General features: G+C 41.6%; 18 protein-coding genes. 3 read left to right on the top strand and 15 right to left on the bottom strand.

Translation table 11 applies throughout. The annotated features are described in order from the left end of the window. Positions 1-31: 31 nt before the first annotated feature. The 3 genes from ald to chrA all read left to right on the top strand — a co-directional run bounded on the left by ald (position 32) and on the right by chrA (position 3,971). Positions 32-1,117, top strand: a complete 1,086-nt coding sequence (gene ald, locus ACE3JL_RS09095; protein ID WP_375329320.1) for an alanine dehydrogenase — start codon at positions 32-34, stop codon at positions 1,115-1,117. Positions 1,118-1,157: 40 nt separating this feature from the next. Further along, positions 1,158-1,937, top strand: a complete 780-nt coding sequence (locus ACE3JL_RS09100; protein ID WP_375329321.1) for an HNH endonuclease — start codon at positions 1,158-1,160, stop codon at positions 1,935-1,937. Positions 1,938-2,813: 876 nt separating this feature from the next. Beyond that, positions 2,814-3,971: a chromate efflux transporter gene (gene chrA, locus ACE3JL_RS09105; protein WP_271992628.1), complete on the top strand. Its 1,158-nt coding sequence runs from the start codon at positions 2,814-2,816 to the stop codon at positions 3,969-3,971. Positions 3,972-4,536: 565 nt separating this feature from the next. Here chrA and ACE3JL_RS09110 read toward each other — a convergent pair. The 15 genes from ACE3JL_RS09110 to ACE3JL_RS09180 all read right to left on the bottom strand — a co-directional run bounded on the left by ACE3JL_RS09110 (position 4,537) and on the right by ACE3JL_RS09180 (position 21,017). Further along, positions 4,537-5,574 carry a fatty acid desaturase gene (locus tag ACE3JL_RS09110; protein ID WP_271992630.1) on the bottom strand — a complete coding sequence of 346 codons (1,038 nt, stop codon included), beginning with the start codon at positions 5,572-5,574 and terminating at the stop codon, positions 4,537-4,539. Positions 5,575-6,527: 953 nt separating this feature from the next. After that, positions 6,528-7,226: a metallophosphoesterase family protein gene (locus ACE3JL_RS09115; protein ID WP_271989232.1), complete on the bottom strand. Its 699-nt coding sequence runs from the start codon at positions 7,224-7,226 to the stop codon at positions 6,528-6,530. Between the two features lie 21 nt (positions 7,227-7,247). After that, complete coding sequence (locus tag ACE3JL_RS09120) at positions 7,248-8,057, bottom strand: metallophosphoesterase family protein (RefSeq protein ID WP_375329601.1); 810 nt, start codon at positions 8,055-8,057, stop codon at positions 7,248-7,250. Next, entirely contained in the window at positions 8,057-8,836 is a 780-nt protein-coding gene (locus ACE3JL_RS09125; protein ID WP_375329322.1) for a hypothetical protein, read from the bottom strand. The genes ACE3JL_RS09120 and ACE3JL_RS09125 overlap by 1 nt, the downstream gene beginning before the upstream one ends. 225 nt (positions 8,837-9,061) lie before the next feature. Next, entirely contained in the window at positions 9,062-9,187 is a 126-nt protein-coding gene (locus tag ACE3JL_RS09130) for a hypothetical protein (protein ID WP_260441968.1), read from the bottom strand. Between the two features lie 99 nt (positions 9,188-9,286). Further along, positions 9,287-10,312: a CobW family GTP-binding protein gene (locus tag ACE3JL_RS09135; protein WP_375329323.1), complete on the bottom strand. Its 1,026-nt coding sequence runs from the start codon at positions 10,310-10,312 to the stop codon at positions 9,287-9,289. 114 nt (positions 10,313-10,426) lie between these two features. Then, positions 10,427-12,283, bottom strand: a complete 1,857-nt coding sequence (gene thrS, locus ACE3JL_RS09140) for a threonine--tRNA ligase (RefSeq protein ID WP_375329324.1) — start codon at positions 12,281-12,283, stop codon at positions 10,427-10,429. 109 nt (positions 12,284-12,392) lie between these two features. Beyond that, positions 12,393-12,770 (bottom strand): hypothetical protein, encoded by a 378-nt coding sequence (locus ACE3JL_RS09145; RefSeq protein ID WP_375329325.1) that lies wholly within the window; start codon positions 12,768-12,770, stop codon positions 12,393-12,395. A gap of 19 nt (positions 12,771-12,789) precedes the next feature. Further along, complete coding sequence (locus ACE3JL_RS09150) at positions 12,790-13,533, bottom strand: alpha/beta hydrolase (RefSeq protein ID WP_375329326.1); 744 nt, start codon at positions 13,531-13,533, stop codon at positions 12,790-12,792. Between the two features lie 155 nt (positions 13,534-13,688). Beyond that, on the bottom strand, positions 13,689-14,201 hold the full coding sequence (gene fldA, locus ACE3JL_RS09155; protein WP_002760221.1) for a flavodoxin FldA: 513 nt from the start codon (positions 14,199-14,201) through the stop codon (positions 13,689-13,691). Between the two features lie 266 nt (positions 14,202-14,467). Further along, positions 14,468-15,496 (bottom strand): chlorophyll a/b binding light-harvesting protein, encoded by a 1,029-nt coding sequence (locus ACE3JL_RS09160; protein ID WP_375329602.1) that lies wholly within the window; start codon positions 15,494-15,496, stop codon positions 14,468-14,470. Positions 15,497-15,964: 468 nt separating this feature from the next. Then, positions 15,965-16,276, bottom strand: a complete 312-nt coding sequence (locus ACE3JL_RS09165; RefSeq protein ID WP_150976011.1) for a hypothetical protein — start codon at positions 16,274-16,276, stop codon at positions 15,965-15,967. A gap of 206 nt (positions 16,277-16,482) precedes the next feature. Continuing rightward, on the bottom strand, positions 16,483-17,244 hold the full coding sequence (gene tatC / locus ACE3JL_RS09170; RefSeq protein ID WP_271990741.1) for a twin-arginine translocase subunit TatC: 762 nt from the start codon (positions 17,242-17,244) through the stop codon (positions 16,483-16,485). 690 nt (positions 17,245-17,934) lie between these two features. Then, a complete protein-coding gene (locus ACE3JL_RS09175) occupies positions 17,935-18,810 on the bottom strand; it encodes a 3'(2'),5'-bisphosphate nucleotidase CysQ (RefSeq protein ID WP_375329327.1) in 876 nt (291 codons plus the stop codon). A gap of 395 nt (positions 18,811-19,205) precedes the next feature. After that, positions 19,206-21,017 (bottom strand): proline--tRNA ligase, encoded by a 1,812-nt coding sequence (locus ACE3JL_RS09180; RefSeq protein ID WP_375329328.1) that lies wholly within the window; start codon positions 21,015-21,017, stop codon positions 19,206-19,208. Between the last annotated feature and the right edge of the window lie 326 nt (positions 21,018-21,343).

Raw genomic sequence — 21,343 nt, forward strand, 5'->3', positions numbered from 1 at the left:
GTAGTTAGAAATAGTCCCCCAGAAGCAAACCATGGAAATAGGTGTTCCCAAAGAGATTAAAGATCAAGAGTTTCGCGTCGGTTTAAGTCCCAGTAGTGTGCGTGTACTCAATGATCGCGGTCATAGGGTATTTGTGGAAACGGCCGCCGGATTAGGTGCCGGATTCAGCGATGAGGATTACCAAAAAGCTGGGGCCAAAATTGTGGAAAAAGCGGCGGAAGTTTGGGATAAACCGCTAGTTGTCAAGGTAAAAGAGCCGCTTAAGGCAGAATACGGCTTTTTAAACAAGGAAGCTCTTCTATTCACCTATTTACACCTAGCGGCCGAGCGCTATTTAACGGAAGCATTAATTGAGTCGGGAACAACTGCGATCGCTTATGAAACGGTCGAGCTTGCTGATGGTCGCTTGCCTCTCTTAACTCCCATGAGTGTTATTGCCGGTCGTCTTTCGGTACAATTTGGGGCCCGCTATCTGGAAAAACAACAGGGAGGTAGGGGAGTTTTACTGGGGGGTTTCCCCGGGGTGAGTCCTGGACAAGTGGTTATCCTTGGCGGTGGTGTGGTGGGTACGGAAGCGGCCAGAATTGCCATCGGTATGGGGGCGAAAGTAACTATTTTAGATATTAACGTCGAGCGCTTGGCCTATTTAGAAACTTTATTCGGTTCCAGGGTAGAATTGCTTTATAGTAGCTCGGCACAATTAGAAGATGTGGTTCCTAGGGCCGATTTATTGATTGGGGCAGTGCTAGTCTTAGGAAAACGAGCGCCGACGCTGGTTTCTCGCTCTTTAGTCGCCAAAATGAACCCTGGTTCTGTAATTGTCGATGTGGCAGTGGACCAAGGGGGCTGCGTGGAAACTCTCCGGGCCACTTCCCACAGTCAACCGACTTACTTGGAGTCGGGAGTAGTACATTATGGAGTGCCTAATATGCCTGGAGCAGTACCCTGGACGGCAACCCAAGCTTTAAATAATAGTACCCTACCCTACGTTATTAAATTAGCCGACCATGGGTTAAAAGCCTTGGATCAAGATGTTTCCCTCGCTAAGGGGTTAAATGTCGCCAATCATCGGTTAGTTCATCCAGCAGTGCGCGAAGTTTTTCCCGATTTGATTTGAGCAGTAATTTCAGGGCTGATGGTGGTATTTTCTAGGGGTTATGACTAAGAATTTATGGACAAGGGATGAGCTGCTGATCGCTCTCAATTTATACTATAAATTTCCCTATGGACAATTCCACACCAATAATCCTGTTATTATCGAAGTTGCTCAAAATTTACAGCGAACACCATCGGCCCTGGTGATGAAATTATGTAATTTTGGTTCTCTCGATCCCAGGCATCAATTGCGAGGAGTACAGGGGTTAAAAGGTATCAGTAAAGCTGATCGGGAAATCTGGCGGGAGTTCGAGGATAACTGGACAGAATTAGCCCTAGAAAGTGAGGAAAAATTACAGGTTCTTTTAGGAGGTATCAACGAACAGCAAGAGGATTTTACTAGACTTGATTTTTCGGAAAAGATCAAAACAGAAACCGAGGCAATCAGAAAAGTTAGAATCGGACAAAACTTTTTTAGAAAGACAATTTTAGCCCTATATGACTATCGTTGCTGTATTACAGGAAATCCCATTCCTCTGTTACTAACAGCTAGTCATATATTACCCTGGAGTCAATTTCCTGAACAGCGTTTAAACCCTCATAATGGCTTGTGCCTAGCTCGTACTCATGATACTGCTTTTGATCGAGGTTTAATTAGTTTCGATGAGGATTTAAGATTAATTATTGGTCATGAGATCGAAAAAAAGGCTCAGGATCAAGGTAGCGAGACGTTAGAACTAAATTTTATCAAATATCGCGGCAAGACTTTAAATGTTCCCGATCGCTTTTCACCGGATTTAGATTTTTTAAACTATCATCGCTATCATATATTTCAGGGTTAAAAATAGGATAACTAATAAAAAATCTGCTGTTCGAGGATTGGAAAATACATCGATCATAACAGCAGGAAAAATCGGCAACAGGGGAGAAGTCATGACATTAACTGCAAAGGATGACTTCAGCTATTTCATGCAAACAATCCCCAATCTTTCAAGGTTTCCATAACAAAAATTAATATTTATTACAAGAAAACGGGTTTCTAAATAGGGCTCTTCGTTACTTGGTATGGTTCGATAGGGGGCATAAATCGACTAAATCCTTATCTGGCAAGGAATTTAATTGATTAGTTCGCTTTAGATCAAAAGCAATTGACAAAAATCGCCAAATGCCTTTGTATATAAGGGTTCCATCCCTTATAACCCCCGTCCATTGCATAAGACAAACCGAAGAACCCTAAATAGTTTCTCAAAGAAACCCATTTTCTAAATAAACGCATAAATTGCGATGGCGTTTGCATAATTATTCCTGTTTGTTCTAACATTTATTGGTAAAACTATATAATGCCGTCAGATAGCCAGGGTTAAGTATAACTACTCACTTGCACAAATGAGATGCTCCCCAATCCACATCCACACGGATTGAGTGCCATCGAGGGTCGATTGTGATAATTGATTATTGTCTATGGTTTATTATGGTTTCACTGGGCATTTATGGGGTCTATTATAGACAAATTAATCAATATTATTGATTAATTTTTCTTAACTTTTTTTGTATCAGATTTACTTGAACGGGAGCATTAAATGCTTATAATTGAGTTTGTCTAAAGCACTTTTGCAATTATGAAATTTTGGAATTGACGAGTTCTAGCCAAGAATTTAACTTAGGCTTATTCTTTTGGACATAAACTTGATTCTAGAAAAACTATTGGTAATCAGAAAATGCTGACTTCATCGCCTCCCAATCTCTCGCAACTTGCCCTTTTATTTCTCAAAATCGGCATTATCGGTTTTGGTGGTCCGGCTGCCCATATCGCTTTAATGGAGGAAGAAGTGGTTAAGCGTCGCGGTTGGATGACTAAGGAGCGATTTCTCGATTTGGTGGGGGCCACTAATCTGATTCCTGGTCCTAATTCCACGGAAATGGCTATTCATATCGGTTATATTTTTGGTGGTTTAGCGGGTTTAATCATCACTGGGGTTTGTTTTATCACTCCTGCGGTGTTAATTACGGGTTTTGTAGCTTGGATTTATACTACCTACGGGACTTTACCCGATGTGGCTCCGATTTTTGCGGGGATTAAACCAGTAGTAATTGCCGTGATTTTTCAGGCACTCTGGCGCTTAGGTAAAAAGGCACTAAAAACCCGTCAATTACTGTTCATCGGATTGGGAGTTATCGGATTATTAATCTTAGGTTTAAATGAAATTATCGCTTTACTGTTAGGGGGAATTATCGGGATGTTTATCCTCAAAAAATTCGCTACTTTTCCCCTGATTGTGGCAGGAATAGGCAGTGCGACGGCTGTTGCTACTCCTAGCAATATCCCACCGACATTAACAGGATTAGGGCTATTTTTTCTCAAGGTAGGTAGTGTTTTATTTGGTAGTGGTTATGTATTAGTTGCCTTTTTAGAAGCGGATTTAGTGCAAGGGAAAGGATGGTTAACTCGACAACAATTATTAGATGCTATTGCTATCGGTCAATTTACCCCGGGTCCAGTGTTATCCACAGCCACTTTTATCGGTTATCAAATATTAGGAGTATCGGGGGCAATTGTGGCAACTCTAGCGATTTTCTTTCCTTCTTTTATCTTTGTTTTATTACTTAATCCTCTTATTCCTAAACTGAGACAATCCGCTTGGGCGGGGTCTTTTTTAGACGCAATTAATGCTAGTGCAGTGGCTTTAATGGTAGCAGTAATTTTTAATTTAGCTCTAGCTACTTGGTTACAACCCTACGGGAATTTACCTTTTAACTTATTGGCTATCATTTTATCTCTTGTTTCTGGTATTCTTTTACTACGTTTTCAGGTTAATTCTACCTGGTTAATTCTGGCTGGTGCGCTCGTTGGTTTACTATTGAAACAATTAAGTTAGGTGGAAATACTGCCCCAAACTAACCTATCTTTTCGTTAAACTTTTGCCATTAATGTAGTTGCTTCTCTGAGCTTTTCTACCCAGTTATAAATCTGATCGCAATTTGGTCGATAGCTGAGGGGATGGGCGATTCATCAAGTGCTACTAGCAAATAATTCTTCACCTGTGTCATAATCTGCTACTTTTTTTGCTGTCTGAGCAATTAATCTTTTATAGCAAAGTTATAATTGAGCTACTACAATAGACGGTATCATACAAATTCACTCTTTAGACCTGCTTGAGCATAAATTTTTGGAATTATGGATGCTTAATATCCTCTTGTCAGGAGCTGTTGAAAAGTCAAATGATCAAATTATAGAGAACCGCTTTGATATTTGTTTGATTCTTGGCCAATTCTACCAATGTCATTCCCTTTGTATGTTGTTCAATTTCACTGCATCAGCTTTATCCCTTGCCACTGAATCAAATAAAAACAAAGACTTTACCTCCAGTTTTGGCAACTATTTTCGGTGTGAGAGGAGGAGGCAGATTTTGCTGCCGTTTCCTCCTAATATCTAAGACAGGATTAGTTTTTGCGGTAAAAAATCTTACTACCTTGGTCACTGACAAAATGACAATTGCGGTAGGACCGCCAGAGAGATTTGAAAATCGGTTCTTTCGAGACGCGATAATAGTCTCCTAGGACGGGACGGATAGCCTCGGTTGCTTCTTGGAGATGATAGTGGGGAATGGTGATAAAAATATGATGGGCGACGTGGGTACCAATTTGGTGATGGATGGGATTAAAGATGCCATAATTGCGATCGATGGTAGAAAGCGCCCCTTTGAGAAAGTACCAGTCTTGACCGCGATACCAGGGAATATCATCTTCGGTATGGTGTAGGAATGTCACCAGGTCCAACCAAACCACAAAGACGATGTAGGGCATGATGTAGTAGTTAAACAGAAACCAAAAGCCTTGGCTAATACCCACCCCGATTAATAGACCTAACATAAAGGTACAGCAAACGGTGCTAGTCAGTACCTGCCACCGTTCTGAGGGGCGAAAGAGGGGGCTTTCTGGCATAAAATGGGATCCCTGTTTGTTAGGGGAACGACGGAAAAGATAAAGGGGATAAACAAATAAAATTAGCTGAAAACGAGCTAATTTCTCGTACCAGGCCATATTGTTATACTGGGTTTCCGTGACGGGATACCAACTTTCATCGGTGTCGATATTGCCAGTATTAGCATGATGGGTGCGATGACTGATACGCCAACCGTGGAAAGGTACGAGAATGGGAGTATGACTGAGATGACCGATTAGGTTATTTAACCAACGATAACGGGAAAAGGAACCGTGACCGCAATCGTGACCGACGACAAATAAGGCCCAAAACATGGTTCCCTGCATAAACCAAAAAAGGGGGAAGAACCAAGCTTGATTAATCTGGTAAGTTATCCAGTAAAGTAGGGTAATAATGCCAAGATCAAAAAAAAAGTAAGCTAAAGAGCGAAAAACGCTTGATTGGAAGCAACGGTCTGGGATAGCTAGACGGACATCCTGTAGGGTAAATGGTAAAAATTCTCTTTCTAGGGTGGGTTTAGATAGGGTTTGGGACACTAGGTTGTAACTCAAGATGGATAACAGGGCAGCATTGACGAAAGCTTGAGTAGCTCAAGTTTTCTGTTTCTCGATACGCTATCTTTTCTCTATCTCAGCTAGGAGCAGATAAGACTGGGCAATCGAGCGAATTTCGTCTAACTCACTAGAATTTTATTGTAGGGCTTAATGTAACTTAACAAAAGCCCCTAGGGAAAGTTAGTCAGATTTTCCCCCTGTCTGTCCGTCTGTCCCCTTGGGCATCTAGTACAATAATATCTGAGAAAAGAGATAAGACTCTCGGTTATTCAATCAACATTATGAACCAGTTACCTATTCCTTTCCTGGACAGCAATTCTCATTTTGAAACGATTTTGCGTTGTTTCAGCGATCTAGAGATTCGTTAAGAATTATTAACCCCTCTAGGTGCAAGGGTTTTAATGTCATGAAACCTTAAAATGAGAATTGCTGGAGAGTTTGTACGGTCATTGCTAAGACATGGGCACAAGTATAAGGATATGGGAATCCAAAAATATGTCACAAGACCTGAAAAAAGATATAAAGGTCAACGCAGACACAGCAGTTTTTATGTGGGTCAACATCTCTATCATTGGCTCCAGCTACATCAAATGTTCCAAAAAAATATAGAAGAGCTAATGCAAATTAGCCGCTATCGGTTGAAGGATTACATCAAAGGACAAAGAGCGATATCGCTTGCCCTATCTACCTTCTAGCTCGCTTGTCCCCCTCTCAGCCTTGAATATCGTAAACAATCTCAAAAGTTTGATTTTGCCACTGCCAAGAAAATTTCTGGAGATTAGCTGCGTCTGAAGTGACCACCATAACTATTACCTCATAGTTAACTAGATTGATTCTATCTTTAATCTAACTAAGAATAATTGCTTTTACTTGTCATTGTATCATGATCAAGAGCAACCAAATTAATCTTTAATATTTAATTGATCTATGAAAGATTAATAAGATACGGTTCTAAACTCCACGCAATTATTACTAGGATTATAGAGAGTGTAAACTGCTTTATTTAATTCTTTACCAACGCTACCAACCCCAATTAAACGCTTATCTTGAATCGTCAAAGTTTCCCTTGGTTGCCGTTTATCTAAAGTAGTAACAGTGCTAGTTAAATTAGCGGACTGTAAAGAATAATCAAAAACTTTTCCTGCACGACCACAAAATAGATTATTAACTCCCACCCGTTGCAGTCGATCTAAAATTTGCCATGGAGGAGTATCGGAGGTTAATTCTTCACTAACACTGACAGTGCTGCCATGAATTAATAAACAATCTAACTCGACAAAACCAAAATCGAGATTTCGTAACCATTGCACCGTTTCTAAAGAAACTGCGTCCCAGAGTTGTTTAGTGCTGTCAATTCCATGTTTATCGATTAATTCCTTCGGTTCTCCTGTTGCTCCTAAACTGTGTAAAATTAGACATTGTTCTTCCCACCATCCCCGACAAACCTGTGGATATAAGTTATTTTTAGTGGGATAACGTATTTGTTCTACCAGCATTTCACTATCGGGATTAACACCGATAAAATCTCCTAAAATATATAAATTTTCTACAGTAACTGACCGTTGCTGAATATCTGCTAAGACCGCTTGATAGGCTGGTAAATTGCCTTGAATACCGCTTAAAATTGCCCACATAATTTCTTGATTTATCACAAATTAACGTTCGCAAACATGATTCGGATCATCGGCTTTTTCCGCATATTCTAGACCCTTAGCCAATCGCCAAGCGAAAATAGGAGGTAAACCCGATGCTAAAATAGCCTGACAGGTTTCCTGATAGTTATAGGCCACTTCTCGCAGTTGTACCGCTGCCGTTTCTCGATCGTAAATCACATAGGTGGCATTTGGACGACCGTGACGCGGTTCTCCCACTGATCCCACGTTGATGATACGCTTGACCGGTGTGGTAAATTGCCGCGACTGTTCCCCATCCGGTTGATACACTTTTATTTGCAAGCTTCCCGCGTCGAGAGTGCGAATGTAGGGGATATGGGTATGTCCACAGAATAAAACCTCTGTATCTACCGATAAAACCCGTTCTAAAGCCGTAAAAGCGTCCATTTCGGCTAAAAGGTACTCATGGTTACTTTGGGGACTACCATGGACAAAACAGAGGTGATCTAGCTTAAAAATTTCGGGCAGTTTTGACAAATAATTACGGTTTTCTGGGGTGATTATTTGATTTGTCCACTCATGAGCTAATCTACCGCGTTTTTCTGCTAAAAGCGACGGATAACTGCATTCACAGGCATTTAATCCCTCAACGATATCCTCATCCCAACACCCTTGTACTGTAGTAATCCCCAGTTGACGGATTTTTTCCACCACTTGGTTAGGATGGGGTCCATACCCGACTAAATCCCCTAAACAGTAGATTTCTTGACAACCCTGTTGGTCTAAATCTTGCAAAACAGCATTAAAAGCGGGCATATTGCCATGAATACAGGATAAAACGGCTATTTTCATCATATTAACTCCATTTCTGGCTCTAAAGATTCTTGAAATTGTTGTTGATAATAAAAAAGTGCCTCATCGGACAGACAACAATCACTCAGGGTATCGGCAATTGTCGGTTTATCGAGATTGCGACCGACGATTTCAATCCCACTAAAGCGATTCGGTCTCCCATCGAGATTTAAGGGTAAATTTAAACTTTGAAAGTCTTTTTCTGGCCATTCATCCATAAATTCCCCATAAATACACTGACCATCGATGATATCGAAGATACTTTTAAGCCGCAGCACTTCCCCATAGGCCCCTTGGGTTAATTCTGTCCAAAAGGTAGTTAAACTGGAAAAATCGAGGATTTCTCCCGTTAAAACGGCTCTATAAATCTGTATTTCTCGTTTTTTTAACCATTGATTACCTTTTATGGTTGTTTTGACCGGACTAAAGACAATTTCATCGACGGGTACTTGTCCTTCGGGGATTTCTTCGTCTGGAGACGTAATCGCTACCCGATGACAATTGAGGGGTTTTAGAAAGCTTTCGAGGGATTGCGTGTCTAAATGCCACGGCACTTCCATATAGACCGTGTTTTCGATGGATAAACTGCCTAAATGGTCTTCTTCTTCCCTTGATACACAGGATAGTTGGGGGAATTCATTCTGCAAAATTAGGCGATCGATGGGAAAAGTTTCCGTCTGGGGGCTAAAATATAGGCTTGGCTGCTTCTGTTGGGCGATTTGTTGGCGAATCCAATGGGTTTTTCCCGCAGCTATACCCCCCGTCACCACGATAATCATTTTGCTCCTTCTCTACTGTGGTAATGATAATCATTCTAGCATAAGTGAGATTGGGGCAAGTAATCTTCCTTAACCAATCCTCTCGACTTAGCCAGGTTATTTTGGGAAAAATTGGCGGTTTCTTGGGATATTAATCATGGTTATGGCTCTTTTCTCTAGGATACCATTGGCTTTGTCCATCGGGTAAATCAACTAAGGTAATTCCCATCGTTTTTAATTGTTCCCTTAATCGATCGCTTTCGGGATAGTTTTTTCAGCGAGAAAACGGGTTTCTTGAAGAGATCGTTTTCTCGCTGAATTGATCGCCGCAAAAATAAGGGTTAAATGGCATAAAATCTGTAAGTAGACCATTTAATTGATTATTATTCATTCTTAATTCTCCTGACTACTGACTACTGGCTACTGACTCCTAACCCTAAAAACGATTTTTGATTTCTGCAAGAGGTCTATTCATAGTTTGTGCTTTTGAATTTTTTGCGAACTAGCCAAGCATTCGTTTAGTTGTGTCAAGATTTCCTCTTTATTCAAATTTCTGCCGATAAAAACTAACTGATTTTTAGGAGATGTATCCCATTCTACCGCTTGCAGATCGTAACGAAGACCGCTCAATTGAAAAATATGTTTTAAATCGCTTTGTTGAAACCAGAGAATCCCTTTAGCTCGAAAAACATTTATCGGCATTTTTTCCGTGAGAAAAGGTTCAAATTTATCTAGATTAAATGGTTTATCGCTAACAAAGGAGACAAAATTAAAGTCTTCAGGAGATTGATTATCACTGGAGTTTGGGCGATTTTTTTGAAAGTCTCTCAACTGGTTTTTATACAATTCTTCTTTAGTCAAACCTAGATCTAACAATAAACCTAAAGGAACCTGACCATAACTACTTTTTAGGAGTCTTATACCCTGTTTTTCTCGACGAATAAACTTTTCTAAATCGTCTAATTTTTTGCCCCTGACTCGATCTATCTTATTGAGAATTACCACGTCACCGTAACGAATTTGACTAAGGGCAATATTACTATCAAAATGATCAGCAGTAAAGGTTTCAGAATCCACGAGGGTAATAATAGAATCTAAGCGAGTCAAATATTTTAACTCTGTGGCTAAAAAAGTCAGAATAATTGGTAGAGGATCGGCTAATCCTGTGGTTTCAATGATTAGATAGTCCACGGGAATTTCCTTTTCTAAGACCTGATAGACTGTCTCAATTAAACTATCATTAATCGTACAACAAATACAGCCATTACTCAATTCTACCATATCTTCATCAATGGAAACAAGCAATTGAGAATCAATATTAATATCTCCAAATTCATTAACTAATACGGCAACTTTTAGACCTTCTTTATTGTCAAGAATATGATTTAGTAAAGTGGTTTTTCCACTACCCAAAAAACCAGTAATAATCGTGACAGGCATTCCCGATTTAGGTAAGCAAGGGAGAGAATCGGAGAGAGGAATTATCAAAGAACTCATGGCAGCTAACCCACTTTTAAGTTAATTAATTGGCAGAAAATAGGCTTTTCTCAACCCTGTTAAATTCGCTTGGAGGGGATCGATATCCACTAATTGCTGGTTTATACAAAAGTTTCAGGGATTAGTTTTATCTGCGATCACTGTTTGCATTTTTCCTAATAAATCTGCCAGCGTCATCGAACCTAAATCTCCCCCTTGTCGAGTGCGAATGCTTAGAGTTTTACTGCTAACTTCTCGTTTTCCAATCACAGCTAAGACAGGGATTTTTTCCAGTTCTCCTGTACGAATTTGTTTGCCTAAACGCTCACCACTTTTATCGATTTCCACTCGATAACCAGCTTGTTTTAACTGCATTGCTACCTCTAAAGCATAATGCTGCTGTTCATCACTAACGGGTAATAAACGGACTTGAATAGGTGCTAACCAGAGAGGAAAATCTCCCGCATAATTCTCGATTAAGATACCAAAAAATCTTTCCAAAGAGCCAAAAATAGCTCGATGAATCATAATCGGTCTTTCCCGAGTACCATCCCTAGCGACATATTGCATATCAAAGCGTTCTGGCAAGTTAAAATCGACCTGAATTGTGGAACATTGCCACATTCTACCGATCGCATCTTGAATTTTTATATCAATTTTAGGACCATAAAAAGCCCCACCTCCCTGATCCTCAATATAATCCCACTTTTTAGTATTTAAGGCCTCAATTAAAGCTGCAGTTGCCAATTCCCAAACACTATCGCTACCCACGGATTTACTGGGACGAGTCGATAAATTTATCTGATAATTAGTAAAGCCAAAATCGGAGAGAATTTTCTCGGTTAAATTTAAAACTCCTAGAATCTCTGCGGCAATTTGTTCTGGTAAACAGAAAATATGAGCATCATCTTGAGTAAAACCTCTTACCCGCATTAATCCGTGTAAAACCCCCGATCTCTCGTAACGATAAACTGTGCCTAATTCTGCCCATCTGAGGGGAAATTCTCGATAGGAATGCAGGTCATTTTGATAGGTTAAAACATGAAAAGGACAATTCATCGGCTTAATTTGATAGCTTTGCTGTTCTAACTCGATCGCCTCAAACATATTGTCGCGATAAAAGTCCCAATGTCCAGAAGTTTTCCACAGATCTAAATTAGCTAGATGGGGAGTATAAAGAAATTGATAACCCGCTTCTAAATGAGCTTGGCGCCAATAATCTTCGATTAAATAACGCATTGTTGCACCCCGGGGATGCCAAAAAACTAAGCCACCACCGGCATCTTCTTGGATGCTAAATAATTTTAATTGTTGTCCCAATTTGCGATGATCTCGTCGCTGCGCTTCTTCTTTTTGTTGGAGATAATTTTGTAATTCTGCGGGGGTTTGCCAAGCTGTGCCGTAAATTCGCTGTAATTGCGGCTGTTTTTCATCTCCTTGCCAATAAGCACCCGCTACACTCTCCAAGACGAAAGCATTCGGGTTAATTTCCCCCGTCGAGTTGAGATGGGGTCCCGCACACAGATCCCACCAAAATTCTTCCGGGGGAGAAACAACCCCATCAATTAACGAGGGTTCTCGATCGCTCCGTCCTGCGTCCGGACTACCGATAAAATAACGGGTAATGGTTTCATCTGGGGGAATTCTCTCTAAAATTAACTTTTTGTAGGGTTGATTAAGGCGCTCGATTTCTGCGGTAATTTCGCTTTTTTCCACCACTTCTCGGATAATTGGCAGGTTTTTCCCGATAATTCGCCCCATTTCTGCTTTTATTTTCTCCAAATCTTCGGGGGTAAAGGGTGTTTGGCGATCAAAATCGTAGTAAAATCCCGTTTCTGTCCAAGGACCAATAGCGACTTTGGTTTCAGGAAAGAGAGTTTGTACGGCCATTGCTAAGACATGGGCGCAAGTATGACGTATTTTTACGATTTTTTGCGAATCTTCCTCGATAACGGGGCTTTCTGTTAGAGGATACCTAATTTGATTGACCATTGTCAGTTAAAACGATAATCATTATCATATTAGCAGAGCAGGGCTGATGTCTGAGAAAAAAATGCGCTCAAATCCTCTAGCGGCAAGCTCAACGCTGATAGCTTACCGCTCAAACTGGAAGTTTCCCCGTTTTAAAAACAGGTATTACCGACGATATTCTCAACTTAACAGCCAGAATCCAGGTTATGATGACGAGAAAAGAAACTGAGAAAACGGGTTTCTTCAAGAAACCCGTTTTCTGATTTTCCTGAATTTCTCGCTCAAAATCCCGACAATCGATCGCCTCTTCCGAAAAGGCACGCATTGGATGCACCGCACATTTCAAGCGATAATCTCCAGTACAAAAAACACAGCGACTACAGGGAATCCGATGCAGCTTTTGCAACTGCCGGCGCCCTTGGGCAACAGCAAGAAAAAGAGCAGTAAAAAAGAACAGCAGCGTTATCCAGATTGCGATCGGACAAAAGAGCGGTATTAGCCTTAACATAAATCTCGATTTTTGTCAATTAAGGAATAATTACAGTTTGCTCAGAAAGAAATTCCTGTCGGATTAGCGATCGCCAGAAACTAAAAATCTCTTGACTGACGCTGTAGGGGTGGGAATAGTGGAAAAAATAACGCCCTTTGTGACAACTCCAAATGCGATCGCCTGACTTTAACCAGGGTTGCCATCCCTGCAACAAATGCTGATCGATAATCGTATCGATATCTCCCCCACAGACTAACAGGGGTACGGGAACTGTCCCCGGGGCGAAATGGGCATTCTGATAGAGATTATGGGGAGAAAGGGACAATAATAAATCTTCTTCCAAGAGATAGCGATATTCTTGGGTTAAAGCGCAGGGTTGATGGCCAAAAAGATTGTGAACCGATTGATTGAGCAGAGTTTGACGAGAACAAGGCAGTAATTTTGATAGCACATAATAATGAGCTTGCCAATCGATCGCCGGATAGACTCCCACAGAGAGCAAAGTTAAGGATTTTACCCTTTCTGGATAACGACGCGCATACAGTAATCCTACTAATCCCCCCGTGCCGTGGCCGACTAAATGCAGCGGTCGATCGCATTGTTTCAGGTAATCTTGTAGTAATACCAAGGCGATATCAAGAGAAGCTGGCTGATCAAGAGATTGACAGTATTGCCAATCAGCGATCGCAATTTCCCGGGCTAAAAAATCCAACACCGGGCGATCAAAACGGCGAAAACTGGGGTTAACATTAATCCAAACTGCATCAGGTAATCGAGACATAATAATCAAGGAGATGGGGGATTTTTCAGTGTTGCCAAAGGCACGGCGTAGCCGTCCAGTAAACAGTAATCAGTAATCGGTGAAAAGAAAGCTGCGAACTAGCCACTTAATACTATTCACTGGTAACTGATAACTGATAACTGATTGATAGCTAACTAAACGCCAAATTCGCCCTTAAGTCCCGCGACCCAAGTTTTGATCCGTTGTTCAGTTAAATCGGATTGGTTGTCTTCATCGAGGGCTAAACCGACAAATTTGCCATTTTTTAGGGCTTTCGACTCGTTAAAATCGTAACCTTCTGTCGGCCAGTAACCGACGGTTTTACCCCCCAGGGAGGCGATTTTTTCTTCCAGTATCCCCAGAGCATCTTGAAAGTTATCCGCGTAACCGATTTGATCCCCCATCCCGAAATAAGCGACCTTTTTGGAGACGAAATCAATGTCATCCAATTCATCGTAAAAACCCTCCCAATCGCTTTGTAATTCGCCGATATTCCATGTGGGACAACCGATAATCAGGGCATCGTAGGGGGCAAAATCCTCGGTAGAAGCGGAGGAGATATCGTGTAATTCTACAATTGCCTCACCTCCAAATTCTTTCTGAATCATTTCCGCCACCGTTTCGGTTTTGCCGGTTTGCGTGCCAAAAAATAAGCCAATTTTTGCCATAAAATTTGTCCTTGTTGTGAAATAAGTGAGTTTAACTCTTAATTCTCCTTGATAGGGAATAAAGCCCCTGATTACAGTTTTCGGCCTCTGAAACTGGCATTTCCTGCCGGCAAGAACTACAGTACCAATAAGAGCGAGAGCGTCCAATGTGATGCAGCAATTTGGTGTTACAACAGGTACAGTAAGGCATAAGGGACAGTTAGAAAGATTGATCAGCGGGGAAAATTAGGAAAATCGATAATTTATCCTAATCTTCCTTGAAAAAACTAGGCTTCTATCGCATTTAAGGCTTTTTCTACTCGTTTAAAGTCAAAACCCATCGCGCGTAAAGCGTGCCAGAGATGACCTTGTAAAAAGAAGAAAGCGAGGAAAAAGTGGGCATTAGCTAACCAACAGCGCGCCGTATGCACTCCAAAGGGCAATTTCACCGTGTCGGCAAAGTAGGGAGCAATTCCTAACTTCACTTCTAAAATTGGCCCGTAAAATTCGACTGGATAAGCGAGGGTATTTACCCCACAGAAATAGGCGGCCACGAAACCAGCTAGGGCAATTCCGCCCAAAGAATAGGATAAAATGGCTTCTCCAGAGAAAATCAGCACATTTCTCGCCCATTTGAGCGGGGGAACGATAATATGCCAGATACCGCCCCCAATTAACATTAAACCGACGTAGATATGACCACCGACTAAATCTTCGAGATTGTCCACAGTAGCAAAGTGGGTTTGATAGCCATAGATAACCCAAGGATCGAGGGTTGGTTCACTAACGACTCGGACAGCGCCGATAGTTGCGTCGTATAATCCCCCCCAGTACATAGCTTTGGCCACTAATAATAATGCAGCTATACCTAAAAAGAGCAGGTGATGACCGAGAATAACTCCTAATTGTCGGGGTTCACTCCAATCGAAATGGAATTTTTTCCCTGGACCGGAGGAATCTTTCAGGGTTTCTGGGACTCTTAACAGGTGAAATAAGGCTCCTGCTCCCAAAACTGCCGAAGAAATCAGATGAATTGAGCCAATCACGAAAAAGGGATAGATATCGATGATTTGCCCATTTTCTCCGACTCCAAAGCCTAAAGTGGCTAGGTGCGGCAGTAAAATTAAGCCCTGTTCTGCCATGGCTATATCGGGGCGATACTGGGAAATTTCAAATAAGGTGAAGGCTCCTGCCCAAAAAGCGATTAAAGCAGCTTGGGCAACGTGGGCGACGATAAATAAGCCTGATTTATCGGCAAAACGGGCATTTCCTGCCCACCAGTCGTACTCGATCTGAGGATTATCGTAGGTCTGCATGGCATCTTTTAAGGAAAATAGAACCAAGCTTATTGATAATAATATGCAATAAGCTTTAAGTCTTAGTCTAGAATAATTCTCAATAAAGTCAAGTTAAGAATTGTTACAGTTGCTCGGTATCCTTTAATACATCAGTATTTTTAGCCTGATCAGCCTTTGAAAATCAAGGCTTTTCAGCATGAATCTTGGATCGCAGCTAGAGTAATCTTCTAAAATAATTGAGAATAATTATTAATTAATTTCTTCTGAAAAAGGCCTAGGGTAGGGTCAGGCAGAATGATCCGAGGCTGTGAGGAAGGAGTTTCAGGCTTTGTTGCCCCCTTTTTTTTGTACTAATTTATGTACTACAAGAAGGATAATGCAAGGTTTTTGAAGGTTCTAATCCCATTTTCGCAGCATGAACATCGGATTCTAATAGGTCAAAAGCCTTATTTTAAAAGGGTTTTACCATTATTCGGCAAACCCTAATTACTTCCTCAGCAGTTCTTCGGCATTTTGCAGGATTTCGAGGACTTGTTCGGCACTAATCAAGCGTTTTAGCACCACTTGCCCGATAGTGGGGACAGTATCGGCAATTTCTGAACTCTTGGGGGCAACTTCCACCATAATCACAGCTTCTTCCACCTTATAAAGCCATAAAACCTGTTCTCCCTCTAAAATACCGATATTTAATCGCTCTATCTGTGGTGGTCGTCGCCAACTACTAGCGTGATCCCACAAACCGCCAAATTCCCACACCCGTCCTATTGTCCAACCTGCCGTTAAGAAAAAATATTTCACTTTGTTACTCAATCTAGAATCAATCTCTAGCTTTCTGGCTTAATTAGTTTTCAGCCGTCAAATTTTATCAGCTTTTAAGCCATCAGCCATCAGCCAGAAAAGGCAAAAGGTAGCTTTGTTATCCCTGCTCCCCGCTCGTCAATTCATAATGCATAATTTATAATTCATAATTCCCAATCCTGTCTCCTATGACGGCTAATAGCTAGTTAACGTCCTGTTAATTTCACTACCCCAATCCCCCCAAAGTATAGACCCAAGACCGCCCCTGCTAACAGGGATTGGGTGAGAGGATCTGTGGAAGGGGTTAAAATTGCGCCTAAAATCACCGCACCCAAAACCACGAAACGCCACCCCGATAACATCGTTTTCGAGGAAATAATGCCTAAAAAGCTCAAAATCAATTGAATAACGGGAATTTGAAAGGCGATGCCGGTACTAAACAGTAAAAGTAAGACAAATTCAAAATAGCGCTCGATCGACCAAGCTTGTTCGACTACTTCCGCCCCATAATTGACAAAAAAGTTTAAAGCGGCGGGAATCAGAGCAATATAGGCAAAAAATAAACCGGCAAAAAATAAAAGACTCGATCCTAACACTACCGGGACAATTAAACGTCGTTCGCGACGGGTTAACCCCGGCAACACAAAGAGGATAATTTGCAAGAGAATGACGGGACTAGCCACCAGTATGCCGCTATATCCAGCTACTTTTAGGGAGACGAAAAAAAATTCTCCCGGGGCCAACTGCAAAAATTTTACCCCTTGAGCGGGGACTTCTAGCACTTGCACTAGGGGTTTAACGAAGATAAAACATCCCACCGCACCTACAGCCACAGCAATTAAACTATAAAAAATCCGGCGCCGCAACTCCTCCAAATGGTCGAATAAGGACATTTCCACTTCTCCGGGTAATTCATCGAGGAATTCCGGACTGTCTGGGGGTGGGGTTTTTACTTCTGTCGATGACATGGCTTTGGCTCGATCGTTCTTTACTCAAGCCTTTATCCTAGCATTGATAACCCTTAGCTCTCAGGTGTCGGACTTCGTCCGTGAGCGCAGCGTTCGACTGAGATCACGCGGCGTTTCGACAGACTCACCGTCCGCTCGTGTTAGTGAGCTTGCCGAACGTCCGAAGTCTCACACCGAAGTCCGAACGGAGTCAGTAGTCAGGAGATTGCTTTTATTTATTCTCCCCACCCTCCCTACGGCTCTCTTAGGTTTAGTGGGTAAAATTTATTCTAAGATACATTACTCCTAGCAGGGGGGTGGAACGAACCACAAAGAGAAAACGGACACAAAGATTGATCGATCATATTGTAAGTTAAACTTATCACACAGAACCTAGAAGAGCCAAATTAATAGACCTACTGCTTCTAGAAAGAATTTCTCTGCGAGGTATTGCTGGAGTAACTGGAGTGAGTTGGTCATGATTAAGCTTTCGTAATTTAAATTGCTTGTTGAGATCAGACAGGAGGTAGGGGGCAGGAGGAAAAATCGAATATGCAATTTAGATTCAAAACAGCTTACAATGCACTGCAAAGCAAAGGATTAAGCCACCATCACTACTACCGAATCACCACCCAAAACAGAGGTTGTCGCTTTTTGTGAAAAGGGAACTTCCCTTTGGCCAATCTCTGATTCTCGGTTAGGGGGGAGAAATTAGACAGGGGCATCAATTGTGGCGAGGATTGCCGTGGACAACTGACAAAGTTGTTGATGACAAAGACCATTACTAGCCATGATCCCACCCCATTGTCGCACATCGCCGCGATTATAGTACACTGGTTGACCATCAAAATAGGAAAATTTGCCGCCTGCTTCTGTTAAAATTAACTCTGGGGCTGCAAAATCCCAGTCTTTAGCCGCCGATTTCCCCGATAGGGAGATATAAACATCGGATTTTTGTTCGAGGATTGTGGCAATTTTACAGCCCACACTACCCACATAATTTTTACCTAAGAAGGGTATTTGACTTAATAGATTATCAAAATGTTGGTCGCGATGGGTACGACTAACCACCAGATAGAGGTCGGTAATTTTATCTTTATTAGCAACTTTTATCCGTGTAATATTTCCGTCGCTACTCTCTAGAAAAGTGCCTTTTCCTTTTTGGGCAAAATAGAGTTTTTCTTGATCCGGTAGGGCAACCACGGCGATCATCGGTCTTCCCTGATAACATAAAGCAATATGCAGGGCATATTCTCCCGTTTTGTCGATAAAATCACGGGTTCCGTCCAAAGGATCGATAATCCATACCCAATCTTTTGGGATAGCTTCATTGCCCTGATGGGTTTCCTCGCTCAGATAACCAAAGTCGATATCAGAGAACTTTGTTTGTAATTCTCCTAAAATATAGTGATTTGCCGCTAAATCCGCTGCCGTCACTGGTCCGCCTTTTTTTTCCTCGTTGACGGCTAAATCCTGTTCACCGCGGTAGTAGGATTGGAGAATTCTAGCCCCCCCCCAACCGACGGCACGAGTTACAGCTAAAATGCGATCAAGCGTTTCGGTATCTTGCCGGGTTAAATTAATCATAAAATAGCGTCAGTTTTTCAGGTCTAAGTAGTTGGACAAAAGTAAAGTTAACTGTGGGCATAAGTTCACAACAAAAGGCCGCCCCCATCTGTTCTGGGTCGAAGTCTGGGGCATTGATTAAGCTGGACAGGAGTTAGTCGTTAATTGTCATAAGCTAAGACGCATTTAAACCGCTTATTCTTAGATTAGCCGAACCTCTCCCAATCCCTTTACTGTTGCCTTTTGCCTCTTGCCTCGTCTCAACAGCAATTTAAATTACGAACGGCTTATCTGCTATGATACAGTCAAGGAGTGCTGTTCGTCCATTATTAGTTAACTTTTCTTATTGCACTGACTAATTACGCGAATATTTTGAGCAAGAACTACAATCCCAAAATCTCCACCAGTATATTCACTCAATAGGAAGTGTTTATTTTTGAAATAGCAGTTTTTAAATAGGAAACCACCTCATTAATTGCTACTTCTGACGCTTTTTTACTCGCTCTTTCGACTAATTCCACCTTACCCGATTTGAGAGATTTACCCGTGACAATGCGATAGGGAATCCCAATTAAATCCGCATCTTTAAACTTAACTCCTGCACGTTCATCCCGGTCATCTAAAAGGGTTTCAATGCCCGCTTGATTTAAATCATTGTATAAACTTTCGGCGGTTTTTACCTGCTCGGCATCGGCTAAATTAGGAATAACCACAATCGCTTGATAAGGGGCAATAGCTACCGGCCAAATAATACCATCTTTATCGTAGGATTGTTCTACGGCTGCCTGGGCTAAACGGGATACTCCTATGCCATAACAACCCATACAAATGGGGGTAGATTCTCCCGCTTCATTAGTATAAAAAGCATTCATAGCTTGAGAATATTTATAGCCCAATTGGAAGATATGACCAACTTCAATTCCTCTAGCACTTTGCAAGGTTTGATTAGGATCGTGAATAGCTCGATCGCCTACCTGGGCTTTGCGTAGATCGACGATTAATTCCGGTAAGATAAAATCTTGACCCCAATTGGCTCCCACTACATGAAATCCAGTTTCATTAGCACCAGTGATAAAGTTTTCTAAGTCTGTCACCGTGTTGTCTGCTATGCGTAAAAACTTAGGAGCTATATCGCTGGCTTTTTTGAGTAAATTATCTTCTAAGTTGGGAGCAATATAACCTAAAGGTAAGGGTTGAGTTGCCCATTTCTGTTGAGCAGCAGCATCGGGTATTTTTAAAGCCAAAATTGTTTTAGCATTATAACGGCTCGCCTGTCTAACTAATTCATTTTGTAGTTTAACTTCGTTAACTTCTTGATCACCACGAATATGCAGTAAAACTAAAACAGTTATACCGCTATCATAAACCACTTCGTAGAGAACATTTTTAACAATGGCAGTGGCAGAACAATCGAGAAATTTAGCTAAACTTTCGATCGTGTTGGTGTTAGGAGTCTCTTTTTTAGCAAACTTTTTCAAGGGAGAAGCCACTTTATCTGCTGGCAAAGAAACGGCTTTTTCCACATTAGCCGCATACTTTTCATCGGCAGTAAATAAAACCTCATCTTCCCCAGCATCACCTAGGACCATAAATTCTTGGGATGCGGAACCGCCAATCGCTCCAGAATCGGCTTCTACTGCCCGAAAAGCTACCCCACAACGGCGGAAAATATTGCGGTAAGCTATATCCATCGCTCGATAGGTTTTCTTTAAACATTCCTCGTCGAGATTGAAAGAATAGGCATCTTTCATAATAAATTCCCGTCCCCGCATTAAGCCAAAACGAGGGCGAATTTCATCGCGAAATTTAGTTTGAATCTGATATAAATTAACTGGTAATTGTCGATAGGAACGAATTAAATCACGAGCGACGGCAGTAATTACTTCTTCGTGAGTCGGTCCTAATCCTAACTCCCGCTTTTGCCGGTCTGTCAGGGCAAACATAATCCCTTCTGCTTTCGTGTAGGTGTCCCAACGGCCTGATTCTTGCCAGAGTTCCGCCGGTTGCAGTTGGGGAAGTAAACATTCTTGGGCGCCAGCTTTATTCATTTCTTCCCGGACTATCTGGGAGACTTTCTGTAAAACCCGCCACATCAGGGGTAAATAGGCGTAAATACCGTTGCCGATGCGACGAATGTAACCGGCACGGACTAAGCATTTATGACTGGGGATTTCCGCCTCGGCTGGATCTTCCCGGAGGGTGACAAAAAGCTGTTGAGAGAGTCGCATCCTATCGATATCCTTTTGAACAGAAGACTTTCTATTATCTCATCAAAGGAGAGCGACTGCAATTATCAATTACTTGTGTTGACAAACAATAACAGCGATCAGTTTACCGATTCTCAGGTATTTCCCCTCATAACTTGAGACTGGTTGGAGAAGCATTGAACCTCGGTTGCAATTGCCTAACTCCCTTGTTCTCTACTCTAGGAAATATGAGCGTTCAGGTTGATCGCTGTTATCGCCGTTATCGAGACAGAATGTAACTTTAACAGGGTTTACTCCTTTGTGAACTTGACCTTATAACCTTGCCAGTTGATCTGTCAGGGAAGCTT

It is taken from the genome of Microcystis sp. BLCC-F210, from assembly GCF_042134685.1.
In the GTDB taxonomy this organism is placed as follows: domain Bacteria; phylum Cyanobacteriota; class Cyanobacteriia; order Cyanobacteriales; family Microcystaceae; genus Microcystis; species Microcystis aeruginosa_D.

Excerpts from the sequence above, each read along its gene's own strand:
- thrS (WP_375329324.1), bottom strand. The coding sequence starts at position 12,283 with ATGGTCAATCAAATTAGGTATCCTCTAACAGAAAGCCCCGTTATCGAG.
- ald (WP_375329320.1), top strand. The coding sequence starts at position 32 with ATGGAAATAGGTGTTCCCAAAGAGATTAAAGATCAAGAGTTTCGCGTC.
- ACE3JL_RS09120 (WP_375329601.1), bottom strand. The coding sequence starts at position 8,057 with ATGAAAATAGCCGTTTTATCCTGTATTCATGGCAATATGCCCGCTTTT.
- ACE3JL_RS09175 (WP_375329327.1), bottom strand. The coding sequence starts at position 18,810 with ATGATTAATTTAACCCGGCAAGATACCGAAACGCTTGATCGCATTTTA.
- chrA (WP_271992628.1), top strand. The coding sequence starts at position 2,814 with ATGCTGACTTCATCGCCTCCCAATCTCTCGCAACTTGCCCTTTTATTT.
- ACE3JL_RS09135 (WP_375329323.1), bottom strand. The coding sequence starts at position 10,312 with ATGAGTTCTTTGATAATTCCTCTCTCCGATTCTCTCCCTTGCTTACCT.
- ACE3JL_RS09125 (WP_375329322.1), bottom strand. The coding sequence starts at position 8,836 with ATGATTATCGTGGTGACGGGGGGTATAGCTGCGGGAAAAACCCATTGG.
- fldA (WP_002760221.1), bottom strand. The coding sequence starts at position 14,201 with ATGGCAAAAATTGGCTTATTTTTTGGCACGCAAACCGGCAAAACCGAA.
- ACE3JL_RS09180 (WP_375329328.1), bottom strand. The coding sequence starts at position 21,017 with ATGCGACTCTCTCAACAGCTTTTTGTCACCCTCCGGGAAGATCCAGCC.
- ACE3JL_RS09130 (WP_260441968.1), bottom strand. The coding sequence starts at position 9,187 with ATGGTCTACTTACAGATTTTATGCCATTTAACCCTTATTTTTGCGGCG.
- ACE3JL_RS09150 (WP_375329326.1), bottom strand. The coding sequence starts at position 13,533 with ATGTCTCGATTACCTGATGCAGTTTGGATTAATGTTAACCCCAGTTTT.
- ACE3JL_RS09100 (WP_375329321.1), top strand. The coding sequence starts at position 1,158 with ATGACTAAGAATTTATGGACAAGGGATGAGCTGCTGATCGCTCTCAAT.
- ACE3JL_RS09160 (WP_375329602.1), bottom strand. The coding sequence starts at position 15,496 with ATGCAGACCTACGATAATCCTCAGATCGAGTACGACTGGTGGGCAGGA.
- ACE3JL_RS09145 (WP_375329325.1), bottom strand. The coding sequence starts at position 12,770 with ATGTTAAGGCTAATACCGCTCTTTTGTCCGATCGCAATCTGGATAACG.
- tatC (WP_271990741.1), bottom strand. The coding sequence starts at position 17,244 with ATGTCATCGACAGAAGTAAAAACCCCACCCCCAGACAGTCCGGAATTC.
- ACE3JL_RS09115 (WP_271989232.1), bottom strand. The coding sequence starts at position 7,226 with ATGTGGGCAATTTTAAGCGGTATTCAAGGCAATTTACCAGCCTATCAA.